At 65.8% G+C, this 12040-nt stretch carries 10 protein-coding genes and 1 tRNA gene; 9 read left to right on the forward strand and 2 right to left on the reverse strand.

The annotated features are described in order from the left end of the window. Window positions 1-97: 97 nt before the first annotated feature. The 4 genes from ABZ881_RS19090 (at window position 98) to ABZ881_RS19105 (ending at window position 3332) form a co-directional block, all read left to right on the forward strand. Window positions 98-325, forward strand: a complete 228-nt coding sequence (locus ABZ881_RS19090; RefSeq protein ID WP_358486282.1) for a hypothetical protein — start codon at window positions 98-100, stop codon at window positions 323-325. Between the two features lie 1214 nt (window positions 326-1539). Then, window positions 1540-2313: a hypothetical protein gene (locus ABZ881_RS19095; protein WP_358486284.1), complete on the forward strand. Its 774-nt coding sequence runs from the start codon at window positions 1540-1542 to the stop codon at window positions 2311-2313. Window positions 2314-2692: 379 nt separating this feature from the next. Further along, complete coding sequence (locus ABZ881_RS19100; protein WP_358486287.1) at window positions 2693-3076, forward strand: hypothetical protein; 384 nt, start codon at window positions 2693-2695, stop codon at window positions 3074-3076. 4 nt (window positions 3077-3080) lie between these two features. Next, window positions 3081-3332, forward strand: a complete 252-nt coding sequence (locus ABZ881_RS19105; RefSeq protein ID WP_358486289.1) for a hypothetical protein — start codon at window positions 3081-3083, stop codon at window positions 3330-3332. Between the two features lie 1434 nt (window positions 3333-4766). Here ABZ881_RS19105 and ABZ881_RS19110 read toward each other — a convergent pair. Then, window positions 4767-5150, reverse strand: a complete 384-nt coding sequence (locus ABZ881_RS19110; RefSeq protein WP_358486439.1) for a helix-turn-helix domain-containing protein — start codon at window positions 5148-5150, stop codon at window positions 4767-4769. On the opposite strand from ABZ881_RS19110, the gene ABZ881_RS19115 reads away from it, so the two are divergent. The 4 genes from ABZ881_RS19115 (at window position 5095) to ABZ881_RS19130 (ending at window position 9459) form a co-directional block, all read left to right on the forward strand. Beyond that, complete coding sequence (locus ABZ881_RS19115) at window positions 5095-6036, forward strand: hypothetical protein (RefSeq protein ID WP_358486455.1); 942 nt, start codon at window positions 5095-5097, stop codon at window positions 6034-6036. The genes ABZ881_RS19110 and ABZ881_RS19115 overlap by 56 nt on opposite strands. Window positions 6037-6257: 221 nt before the next feature. Then, window positions 6258-6641, forward strand: coding sequence for a hypothetical protein (locus ABZ881_RS19120; protein WP_358486291.1), 384 nt, complete (start codon window positions 6258-6260; stop codon window positions 6639-6641). Window positions 6642-6719: 78 nt separating this feature from the next. Further along, a complete protein-coding gene (locus ABZ881_RS19125; RefSeq protein ID WP_358486293.1) occupies window positions 6720-7877 on the forward strand; it encodes an FtsK/SpoIIIE domain-containing protein in 1158 nt (385 codons plus the stop codon). Window positions 7878-8478: 601 nt separating this feature from the next. Further along, window positions 8479-9459, forward strand: coding sequence for a protein rep (locus tag ABZ881_RS19130; RefSeq protein WP_358486441.1), 981 nt, complete (start codon window positions 8479-8481; stop codon window positions 9457-9459). An 824-nt stretch (window positions 9460-10283) separates the two neighbouring features. On the opposite strand, the gene ABZ881_RS19135 is transcribed toward ABZ881_RS19130, so the two are convergent. Beyond that, window positions 10284-10358: transfer RNA gene (locus ABZ881_RS19135), tRNA-Thr, on the reverse strand. Window positions 10359-10511: 153 nt separating this feature from the next. Here ABZ881_RS19135 and ABZ881_RS19140 point away from each other — a divergent pair. Then, a complete protein-coding gene (locus ABZ881_RS19140; RefSeq protein ID WP_358486295.1) occupies window positions 10512-11993 on the forward strand; it encodes a threonine/serine exporter family protein in 1482 nt (493 codons plus the stop codon). The last annotated feature ends 47 nt before the right edge of the window (window positions 11994-12040 follow it).

The raw sequence follows: 12040 nt of genomic DNA on the forward strand, positions 1-12040 counted from the left end.
CGTAACCGGTCCGGCCCCGTACGGTCCCTGTCCACTCTGCCATGAGTGGACGGGGATTCTTTTATGTCCAACTTAGGTGATTAGGAGTAATCAATCCATGAATGATGACATTGACCGTGCCGCCTATCGGCGCGGGATTAATCAGGCCCTCGCCAGGATGCGAGAGAGCACCCGGCGCAGGAAGGCCGTTCGGCTGGACGTCTCCCTTGCCACCATCGATAACTGGCAGTCCGGTGCTACCTTCCCGAGCGAGGCGAACCTCGCCCGTCTCGCGAACGCCTCGGGCACGACGCAGGAGGCGATCCGGACGGGCGCGGTCCAGTGAGCTTCCGCTGTAGGGCCTGTGGCCTATCCAAGCCTGCCGAGGACTACCACCGCGACGCCTCCCGGCCGACTGGCCGTGCCGCATCCTGCCGGGAGTGCGTCAACGCCAGGGCCCGCCGCCGTAGAGCGGCGAGGAAGGCCGCTGACGCTCCGGTCTCCCTGGACTACGTCTACATCCTCGCACAACGGCTGAGTCCCCAGGACCAGCGTCATCTCTGGGAGCTGCTGGTCCCGGTGGACGTCATGGTCAGGGACCACGGCGATGGGTTCAGCCGCACGGTCGCGAGTATCGAGAGCGACGGACTGTCCAGCCCTCCAATGGTGCTCCATGCATGAACCGAAGGGGAAACACCCTCGGTTCTTCACTGCATGACCGAACTCGCGCTCAGAAGGCACTGCGCCGGGGTCGCATACGCCCATAGAGCCCGGTTCAGGAACCTGGGGTACTTCTACCCCTCGGAATAGGGCATGCACCCTGTATGCCCTCTCAGTGACGCAGAGGAGAGAACACGGAAGAATGAATGACGAACGAAAGGACGTGTGCCCAGTGCGGTGCACCATTCACCACGAACCGGTCCCGGCAGGGTCGGTGTGACTACTGCCGTGAGGCTGGACCTCCACCGTGCGAGTGCGGCGAACCGCTCTCGCGCTGGAACCAACGGCAGTGCACTCAATGCCGCTTAGCAGTGCATCCCGGCAGTGTCCAGTGCCCTAACTACTACTGCCTAACCTATTTCATGCCTGGCGCCAGCCATAAGTGCCTGCGCTCCGATAGTGCCGATAAGCGGCTGGCCGCAGTAGCGGATCAGCCGAAGTTGAACGTCATTGCGGGTCCTCCGCTACCACCTAACGTCCTCCTGTGAACGGATACCTTATGAACTTCTACGACATGATCCAGCGACAGAAGCGCGGCACTACCGCTGCGAACCTAGAGCGTGCCCTTAGTGGGCAGGCTCAGGACAGTCCTAATGCTGTCCACGATGAGGCCATCCCTGGACAGGGCGGCCAGTCTGATCCGCCCCGACAGCGGGCAACCGACCCCTCGCAGGGGCGCGGTTCCGGTGGCCTCACTGATGACCGGCCCGGAACCGAATTCGCCCGACTCCTGTACGCCAGCACCCGATGGAAGGACCAGGATGACGCTGCCACACAGGCAGCGGTAATCAAGGGTTCCGCTCCGCTTCCCCGCAACTGAATCTAAAGGAAACCAAAGCTATGGCTATCCACCGCGATATCAATAAGGCCATTACCGCCGTCACCGCTGCCGGGATCACCCTCCCGGCAGAGCTGGACCATGCCTACGCCAAGACCAAGATGCCGGTCACCGTGGACAACGGCACCCGGATCACCGAGGCGGAGGCAGCCGTGGTGGCCGCCTCCACGGAGGATGAGCTCACCACCGCCGTGGCGGGGCTCCGGGACGCGCTGAGCCTCAACAGCGCGACCCCCGATGACGTCCGTTCCCGTACCCGGGTCGCACTGGAGAACCACCTAGCGGAGGTGTTCCAGCCACTCGCTAGGGACCTCCTGTCGGCCGTCGCGGACCGCTTCGACCAGGAAGCGGCCCCGCTGGTCGACGCCATCACCCGCATCCCGGCTGACCTGGACACCCTGCCCGTCACCAGCCTGACCCCCGCACAGGCACAGGCCATCCAGGACGCCACCGCGGCGTACGGAAGGGTGGCACCCGCCTATGACGCGTTCGGGGCCCTGTACCTCACTATGACCGGCTCCCAGCTCGGCAACCCTAAGACCGTGGCGGGAGCCTCCCGCCGACTCGCGGCCGTCTCCGCATTCGAGGACCCTGAGCGATTCCGCGACGCTGTGGAGTGGCTTATCCAGAAGGCGAGTAATCCTGTGCACGTTTACGGTCCTGTCGCTGCCGCTGTCCTGTTCGGTGGACAGGTCAGCCTGGCACGCTCCACTGCTGAGGTAGAGGCACGTCGGCATGAGGTAGTAGAGGCTGGTCCTCCTATGTATGTGAGGTGAGAACAGTGCAGTGCAGGCGTGACGACTGTCCGGGCTCGGCTAACGCTAGCTGTGCAGGCTACTGCTGTAGAGCGTGTGCAACTTTAGACGCTTTAATAATCGGGGTCGGAAAGCAGATTGTGCGGACACCGACTGACCAGGTCGATAAGTGCCTAGACCTAGACGCCCGACTCGGCGCCCTATGGGAAGCGGGCAAATGGCTAAGCGAGTACCGACGGTTAACGAGGGAATCGCACGCTAAGACGGGAGCTGGTCGCGCTGACGACCAGCCACCCCCAGGGGAGTAGCCCCTCCGCCCCCGTCCCCTGCCCGGGCGGTACTGCGCCAGCACAGTCCGGTAAACGAACTGAACCCCATTTGCAACAAGGAATAGAGAAGAATGGACAAGCCAGAGCATTTCGGAGCGGCAGGCTCCGCATTCTGGGACGATATTAATGATCCTGACCTTAACCTCATCCTCCGAGCGGATGAGTACCGACTACTAGTCCAGGCATGCGAAACGCTTGACCTCCTGGACGTCCTAGCCGAGGAGTTCGCTAAGGAACCCGACTACATCGTCAAGGGCTCCACCGGTCAGCCGGTGGTCAACCCGCTTATTGCCCACCGCGATAAGCTCATGGCCCGTTACCAGTCTCTTGTTAAGCAGCTCATGATTCCCGACCTGGACGACGTCCGAGCCCAGCAGCGGGCCGACCAGGTCAGCGGCAACATGTCAGCACTGGGCCGGGCATCGTGGAGGGCCCGTAGCGGTGCGGCGGGGTAACCCAGTGGACACCGGCGTCCCCGGTGTCCCTCCTGATCTCCCGGACCACCTACGGCGGCCTGTCATCGACCTGGACCCCGACCAGGACGCCACAGGACGCCAGTGGGACGCCTACGTCTCGTTCGTGGCGTACCACCGCGACCTGTTCGCATGGCTACGGGTCAACGCACCGGAGTACAGGGCACACGACGTCCTGCGTGCCCTCGGGGTCACGATGGACGACATGTTCCGGGTAGCGAGAGAGCTACCCACGTAGCGTTATAGGAGGCCCTGCCGTGGAGCAGATCAGGCAGGGCCCTCGCTACTTCACAATGAGCGCAACGGCAGCGATGATGACTGAGAGCGATCCTGCCAACGCACTCACGGCTGCCGCTTGGCCACCAACACGCCGCATCAGGGAACGGACCAACCGACCCCAAGTGCTACGCCTAAGCATGAGCTTAGCGTTCTGCCACTTGTGGGACTGGAACTGACGGCATCCCCCAAGAATCCCGTGCGCGTTGTGACGGCACAGACGGTACTCGCCGGTGTCTGGATCTCTGTCCCGAGTCTCGGCACCGCACGGAACGTCGGCACGAAAGAGTGTGAATCCGACGATCAAACTGGACATGATAGCGATCGGTGCGGCGCCAACTTGGAGCACCAACCACGCCCACAGCGTGATGGGAATCAGCGCATATCCCCAGTACCTCCCGATGATCTTTCTACGCTTCTTGGTCAGCATCTTCGCCACGAGAACTAGACGCTACGGAGTTGATTGACGCCTCCGGAATAGGCGTCACCGTCTCAGCGTAGTTACACTCATGAGGTTCAGCGGGTGTCCAGTGCTCTATACCTGATTCTGTGGATTGATTCCGAGTGTCGACTGTGAGCGCAAGAGGTGGAAGACTGACACTGTGGATCACGCAGTCCTTACTCCGTCTCAGCTCCGTGTTCTGCTCCGCCTCTACGCGGAGCAGACCGGTGCTGACCCTGACCGGTGGCCCCAGCCGGGCAAGCGCTACGCCGACGGAGCGCGCCGACGCCTGGTCCAACGAGGGTTCCTGACCGACAGCGGGCTACTGACGCCGATGGGACTACAGGCGATAGAGCGGTTCCGGCGCCGCTAGGACGCGAGTAGGTCGAGATGAAACCCTAGAATTAGAAGTACGATCCCGACGTAACGAAGTGACTGGGCAGGACTATCGTTAGCTAGCTGTTCGTAGCTCATTTGCCATAGGCGCTCCAAGGATAGAGCCAGAAAGAAGACTAGCGTTGCCATTGTCAAAATGAGACTAAAATACTCTTCAAGGTCTGTTCCGCTTACGGCAGCGAATCCTGCGCCGACAGAAGGTGCGATGCCTGCAGCAAAAAATGTACATTGAAACTCGATCGATGCCCTACGTTGACGCGCTTTATGGTGGAAGACCTCCATTCTCTTCCCTATGCGTTGAAGTCGCTGTTTTCCAACGACATCGAGGATAACGGTCGTTCCGCCGAGAAATGCAATGACTTTTCCGGCCCGGCCCCAGGCACGGATCGTGAAGGGCCCCATGTAGTGGTCTCCGGGCACTTCATGCCCGGAGAGCCACATGGACCATGCCCCCCACCATGAGATCGCTAGCACGCTAATGCTGTCGATCCTCGTGCCTCGCCTGTTAGCGACTACCCTGAGCCGAGGCTGGGGTTCGGAACCTACAGCCCTATCTCTCTAGCTATCGGCAGGACTCTCCGTGATCTCAGCGATCTGTCGACGGAGGTCGTCCAAGTCGAACCGGTAGTGGCCACCGGCGGTGGTGAAGGTCGGCTTCACCTTCCCAGTCCGAACCCAGTCCGCGAGGGTCTGGTGCCCGACACCTAGCGCACGGGCAGCTCTCCCTGTGGAGAGCAGGCGCGGCGGGTCCTCGGACATGTGAATCAGTGTCTCAACATGGGTGTACATGCGTCCACGGGGGATCTTGCTGTCGGGGGTTCCGTGAGTTTCGGGAGTTGTGCTAGCGTCGACCCGGTCCGGGAGTTTCGGGAGTTTGGGAGCGCCAATGTTCAAGTACGAGACCACCACCGTTGCCCGTGAGCACCGGTTGACGCTGGCCATGTGCCTTGCCCTGCTGGGCGTCGGCACGGTCCGACCGTCCACCTGGGCTGGCCTGATCCGTCGGGGTCTGGCTGATCGGCTGTCGGATGGTGAGTACGACTTCACCGCGACCGGTCAGGAGGTCGGCGAGGCCCTGGCCGGTGCGGTCGGGGACCTGATCGGAGAGCAGTCCCGCGCGTCGACACAGCGTGTCGGCCGAGCCCGCCGCGGTGTCCCATCCTCCGGTGGGATCACCCTGGCCGCGGAGGTCGACGCGGATGCACGGGAGCGCCGTCGGGTCCTGGATCAGGAGCACGGAGAGGCTGACTGCCCGATCGTCGGTCAGGGTGGTTGCCCGAACTGCCGTGCTGCTGACCCTGAGGTCACCGCAGAGGACCTTTCGCCGGTCCTCTGGCCTGAGTGCCACGACGCAGGCGCCCACGTCGAAAGCGACCATGAGTCCTCTGACTGTGGTTGGCCTCCGCTGTGGCCGAACGGGGCCCCGGAGCCCCTTGCGGCTGACGGTGTGGGCCCTTCTCTGACCCGTGCCGATGAGGTCCGGTCGGGTGAGTGCCAGCACGGGAGTGCTGATCACGAGCCCTCGCGGCAGTCGGAACTCATGAGGGCCGACGAATGCCGCTCCGGTGATGTCCTGCTGTACGCCGGTAAGCGACGGACCGTCCTGGGTACCTGGACCGAGGGTCGAGACATTGTCCTGTCCACCGTCCACGGCACCCTGACGATGCCGCCCGGTACCCCGCTGATGGTCGAGCGTGCCCACGGCCCGGTCATCGGACGGCCGCAACACCAGAGGTGTGCGACGCGAGGGATCTCCTCCGAGATCCCCGATGCCGGACGCGAGGAACCTGCTCCCAGGTTCCCGTTCACGCTCATCGATGTTGCGTAGTGGCCAAGCATTGGCCACATAGCGGCCATGATTCCTGGACACCACGAGTACCTGACCGGTTGGACCGCAAGATTCTTACCCAGCGGCTACTCACGGCCGCACTGTTGAGCGGCCTACTGATTTTCGCCGCATTCATTCTCGCGTCGCTTATCTAATAGCGAAAGCGAGTCCTGTCGCCGAGGCGACCAATCTAAGAAATCATCACTGAGGAGAAGACTGTCATGCGATCGATCCCTGTCGACACCAGCAAGGTTCAGTTCATCGGCACCGGCAAGGTTGCCGAGCGGGCGGAGTACGTAGAGCTGTCCAACGGTGAGCGTCGCCGGTCGGGCAACCAGGCGACCGATCCGGACACCGGTCTCCCGCTGTACGTCGTGGACGTCCTGGTCAACGACCCGGAGGCGCAGCGTGCCGAGATCGCTGCGGTGAAGATCCCCAGCGCTACCCCTCCGGAGACTCAGATGGGCCAGCCGGTCAGCTTCCGTGACCTGGTGGCGGTCCCGTACGTCGACAACCGGTCCAACCGGGTGGCGATGTCCTTCCGCGCTTCCGGAATCGACACCGGTCACCAGCGCGGCGGTAAGCCACAGGACCAGGCCGCGTAGTCCCTCCCCATGTTCCCGCCCCGATCCCTGGTGTCCGTCCTGGGGATCGGGGCTTTCATTCGTAGAGAGGTTCCTGCCGTGTGGCCATTCAGCCGCTCTGTCCTGTCCCCGGAGGACCAGGCAGCCGCCGAGGAAGTAGAGCGGCTGACCAATGCATGGGAACGAGCGTGCCTCGGTGCCGGACTGATCCGGCGTATCGAGACCGTGTCCGGACCGACGCTGATCCCGCCACGGGTCACGTTCGTGAACCTGGGACCGCCTGATCGTCTGACCGTAAGGTTGGAACCCGGGATGGTCGCCGATGACCTCCGGTCCCTGGCACCCCGGTTGGCACCACACCTGGGCGCCTACGGCCTGCGGATCGAACCGCGGGGCCGGGGTGAGTGGTGCATCGTCACCCTGCTCTACGACGACCCGTTAGACGGGGTTCTGAGCCTTCCCGAGGGTCCTCTCAGCGGTCCGGTGCTGATCGGCACCGATGAGCAGGGCCAGGACGTCACCGCTGACCCTGCGGACCTGGGGCACATCGCCGTCCAGGGAGCCACCGGCTCCGGCAAGAGCGCGTTCCTCTACGCGCTGCTGTCCCAACTCACCGACCGCGAGCACGTGGAGATCACCGGAGTAGACCCGTCCGGCATCCTGCTTCGACCGCTGGCGGAGCCACGGTCTTCGGAGCATCACTCCGTCAGTGCTCCCCGGCCGTTCCACCGGAGCGGCCCTCTCCTGGGGCTGTCCGACCCCGAGATCATCGCGGACTACACGCACCGGCTGGTCGAGGACATGGACCAGAGGGTCCGGCGCATCCCTCGTGACCGTGACTCCCTCCCGGAGTCCGAGGGTCTGCGGTTCCTCGTGTTCGAGGAGTACCCGGGTCTGCTCCGCTACCTGGACGCTGCCGACATCAAGATCGGCAAGCGCGTCCGTGCCTACGTCGCTCGGCTACTCGCCGAGGGCCGGAAAGCCGGTATCCGGGTCATCCTCGTTGCCCAGCGAGCCGAGGCGTCCGTGATCGGCAGTACGGAGCGCGGCCAGTGCTCTACTCGCGTCTCGTTCCGGGTGGACAACATCGATGCCGTCCGGCTGCTCCACCCCGACGCCGATCCCGACACGGCTGCTGCTCACGCATCCGCCGTGCCTGGCGTGGCCCTGGTGTCCTCACCGGGTCGTCCCCTCACCCGGGTCCGGTCGCCGTGGATAGGTGGCTACAGCGAGTACGTCAGGCGGGTAGCCGCATGATCCGGGGACGCACCGACGGGGAAAGCGTCGCCGGTACTCCCCTGACCTCCTGGCGTTCCCCTAAAGCCCCTGTCCGTCACGTCGGCGGACGTAGTCCGAGTGTGCCGGTCGTTCGGGTGCAAACACGGGTCATCGTTTGCGGCCGGGCGGGCGGTGCGCTTGCCTCTGGCGCCGTCGTGATGGGCGGGGGCGGCCCCCTGTCCGGAGCTGAGGTCCCTCGGAGAGCCGTCGGAGACGATCTCTCATGCGTCGCACACCTCCGGTGCTGGGGCCGGACCAGAGGGCTGCCTTTCGGTGGTGCCCGGTGACCGCCGTGGTCGCCGGTCGCCCGTGCGCCGGAGGCGCAGAGGGCGGCCCGGCCGCCGCAGGCGGCCGCTTGGTAAAGAACGCCGCTAACCCTTCGGGAGGCCCGAAACAGGCCCGGGAACGTCGTGACGATCGGTACCGGCTCCGTCGTCGGCTGTGGGAGCTGTCGACGCTGCCGGGGGTCCGTAAGTGCGGTCGGGTGTCGAGGTCACCGGAGGGTGGGCCGACGCTGAGGGTGTCGGGTGACGGTGATCAGCGTTCGGCCGGGTACGCGGGTCTGGTCACGTGCGGGATCATGACTTGTCCCTGCTGTGCGTCGAAGGTGGGAGCGCACCGGGCGCAGGAGATTGGGGACCTGGTGGAGAAGGTCCACGCCGAGGGTGGCTCTGCCGCTCTGGTGACGCTGACCGTCCGGCATCGGGCGGGGCAGCGGTTGGCTCCGCTGTGGGACGCGATCACCTACGCGTGGTCGCGGGTGACCTCCGGTGCCAAGTACGCCGATGAGCTACAGCGGTTCGGTGTGAGCGGGTGGGTCGCCGTGGTCGAGGCGACCCACGGTGATGCCGGGTGGCATCCGCACCGGCACATCCTGGTCCTGTTCGACGGGCCGGTGTCACAGGAGATGACTGAGGCCCTGGCGGATCGGTGGTGGCTCCGCTGGGAACGAGCGCTCAACCGCCGTGGTTTCGATGCCGTAGCCGACAAGGGCGGCCTGGACGTCCGCCGTGTCGCCGATGGGAGCGGTTCCCTGGGCGTGTACCTGTCCAAGATCGCTCATGAGGTCTCCGGGGCCCCGACGAAACGGGGACGCGGAACCTCCCGGACGCACTGGCAGATTCTCAACGATTTCCTGGCCACTGGTAGCGCCGATGACTATGACCTGTGGGTCGAGTACGAGCAGACGGCGCAACGTCGCCGGACGCTGACATGGGCTAAGGGCACCCGGGAGCGCTACGGCTTGTCCCGGGAACGCTCCGCTAAGGAGATCACCGAGGACGACGCCGGTGGCGATGACGTCCTGGCACTGCCGAACGAATCGTGGCGTCAGGTCCGGGACCGTTCTGAGCTGCTGTTGACCGCTGCGGAGCGGGACGGGATCACCGGTGCAATGGCATGGCTGACCGAGCGTGGAATCACGTTCACGAGGGTGAAGGGGAAACCGCATGACCGAGACGCTGAGTCTGCCCGAGCAGACTATCTACGCCGTGATGCACGATCCCGATGGTCAAGGGTTCCTCGCGCTTACCGACCGGGAGGAACAGCGTGCATGGCTTGACGCCCGAGGACTGGCCTACCACCTGGTGAGCGACCAGGAGAGCGCAGAGGCACGGCTACGTCGCTTGTTCGGCCGCTAACGGCGACTCTAGGTCGCCAAGTTGCTCCGTTCGGTCGCCAACCGTGCACAGGCACCAACCGTCTCTTATGTGGCCCCGTAAGCAAGGAGACGACGTGCCCACCATGAAATCCCGTCGACCGGTGAGGGTGGCTCGCACCGCGCTCTACGCCGTCGCTGCCGCTGCTGTGCTCGCCGGATGCGACCAGGCAGCCGCGAGCCCAGAACCCGGGGAACCGACCCGGTCCGGGACGTTCGGCCGCCCGAGCAACGTCCCCGCTCCGCCGTCGGCGGGTAACGGGTTCTGGATGTACTGCACCCCGATCCAACGGACCCCCGGCTACTACTGCACCCCGGAAGGCGGCACCGCGCCCCCAGCCCCGGTGCCCACGGACCCGCCTCACACAGTCCCGCCGCCTCCCGTGTCGACGAACCCGCCGGAGGGCACCCCGGACCCGTCCAGGACGTGGCAGCCGGAGCCTCCGGCACCCGCCCCATGGGACCCGCCGACGACCGATGTGCCTCCGCCTCCGGTGACGAGCCAGCCCTCCACCGAGGCACCGCCGGATCAGCCCTGATCGGCAGCCCTGTCCTTTGACAACTGAATCATCGTGGACCTGCGGTTATACAACTGCACAGTGGTAGAGCAACCCCGAGCACCGGCCCTACCGGACCGGGCGGAGGGGCAGGAAACAGTAGGTCTACGGGCACTCTGACCAGGTGGTCACGATCTTCTATCGTGCTAGCGTCCCTGGTCAGAGGGTGTGTGGAGCCGGAGGTCGGGATCGAACCGACGACCTACTGTTTACAAGACAGTTGCTCTACCACTGAGCTACACCGGCGGGTCGCCCCAGAGTAGCTTCCTGCACCTCCCACACCCTCCCCGCCCGCCCACCGGACGCACCGGACGGGCGTCCGGCCGTGCCGCCGTCACCCGCCCGACACAGATCCCTAGCCTGGGAGGCCGCACGGACTACAGGAGAGGTGAACCGAACGTGGCCGAGGACACGCCGCCCGCCGACAGGTTCGCGCGGCGACTGCGCGGGGCGCTGCGGCGGGACGCGAAACGGCTGCTGACCCCCGGCCCGTCGACGGTGCCGATGCTGATGCTCGGCCCCCAGGTCCCCGACGACGCCCAGGTCCAGCAGGTTCTCGACCTCTGCATGCGGATCGGCGAGATCGAGCTGTCCAGTGGCGAGTCGGTGGACGAGGTCACCGCGACGATGCTGCGACTGGCCAACGCAGCCGGCCTCCCGGCGGTGGACGTCGACATCACGTTCACCTCGATCACGATGTGCTGCCACCGGGGCAACGCGGCACAGCCGGTCACCACGATGCGGCTGGTCCGCTACCGGACCCTGGACCTGTCCCGGCTGGCCGAGACCGAGCAGATCGTCCGCGACCTGGAGGCGGGTCGGCTGGACGTGCGTGCGGCGTCGTCGCGGGTGTCGGACGTGGTGCGCAGCCCGCACCCCTACCCGCGCTGGGTCGCGACGTTCGGCTGGGCCGGGCTCGCCGCGTCGATCGCCCTGCTGCTCGGTGGTGGCCCGATCACCGCCACGGCGGCCTTCGTCACGACGGCGGTGATCGACCGGATCGGCAGGCTGCTGGCCAGGTGGGGGGTCGCGTCGTTCTTCCAGCAGGTGCTCGGCGGCTTCCTGGTGACCGCGTCGACGATCCTGCTGATCTCGATCGGGCTGTTCCCGGCCGGGACCAGACCCTCGTTCATCGTGGCGGCCGGGATCACCGTGCTGCTGTCCGGGCTGAGCGTCGTCTCCACCGTGCAGGACGCGCTGACCGGCTACTACCTGACGGCGGCGGCCCGGATCGTGGAGATCTCGCTGCTGTCGGCGGGGCTGCTCACCGGCGTCGTGCTCGGGCTGCAGCTGGGCTTCCAGTTCGACGTGCCGATCGAGGTGTCCGGGGACCTGCCGTCCAGCGTCGGGCAGTTCGGCCTGTCCGTGCTGTCCGGCGCGCTGGCGGCCGCGTTCTACGCGCTCGCCGGGTACGCCTCGCTGCGCTCGCTGCCGATCGCCGGTGCGGTCGGCGCGGCGAGCTGGGCGGTCTACGGCGTGCTGACCCAGGTGTTCGGGATCGGGGCGGTCCCGGCGACCGGCGCCGCGGCCCTGGTGGTCGGCCTGGCCGCCGGGCTGCTCCGGCGCGGGACCGACACCCCGCCGATGGTGGTGACGCTGGCCGGCGTCACCCCGCTGCTCCCCGGCCTGGCCGCCTACCGCGGCTTCTACCAGCTGGCCGTGGAGGGCGTCTCGGAGGGACTGGTGACGGTCACGATCGCGCTGGCGATCGGTCTCGCGCTGGCCTCCGGTGTGGCGCTGGGCCAGTTCGCGACCCGGCCGCGGCGCCGGCCGGAGGAGACGCCGACCTCCGGGGACAGCCCGTCCACCGGCAGCGGATACATGCTCGCGCCGGACTCCGACGCCGCCGAATCGCAGGCCACCCCGGCCGACTCGAAGTAGGCTCGGCGACGGGCCCGGGACGCGCCCGCGGCCCGTGTGTCGAGGAG

Source organism: Pseudonocardia sp. NPDC046786, assembly GCF_040645415.1.
Classification (GTDB): domain Bacteria; phylum Actinomycetota; class Actinomycetes; order Mycobacteriales; family Pseudonocardiaceae; genus Pseudonocardia; species Pseudonocardia kongjuensis.

Coding starts and splice junctions, on each gene's coding strand:
- ABZ881_RS19090 (WP_358486282.1), top strand. CDS start 98: ATGAATGATGACATTGACCGTGCCGCCTATCGGCGCGGGATTAATCAG.
- ABZ881_RS19095 (WP_358486284.1), top strand. CDS start 1,540: ATGGCTATCCACCGCGATATCAATAAGGCCATTACCGCCGTCACCGCT.
- ABZ881_RS19100 (WP_358486287.1), top strand. CDS start 2,693: ATGGACAAGCCAGAGCATTTCGGAGCGGCAGGCTCCGCATTCTGGGAC.
- ABZ881_RS19115 (WP_358486455.1), top strand. CDS start 5,095: ATGTTCAAGTACGAGACCACCACCGTTGCCCGTGAGCACCGGTTGACG.
- ABZ881_RS19110 (WP_358486439.1), bottom strand. CDS start 5,150: ATGGCCAGCGTCAACCGGTGCTCACGGGCAACGGTGGTGGTCTCGTAC.
- ABZ881_RS19120 (WP_358486291.1), top strand. CDS start 6,258: ATGCGATCGATCCCTGTCGACACCAGCAAGGTTCAGTTCATCGGCACC.
- ABZ881_RS19130 (WP_358486441.1), top strand. CDS start 8,479: ATGACTTGTCCCTGCTGTGCGTCGAAGGTGGGAGCGCACCGGGCGCAG.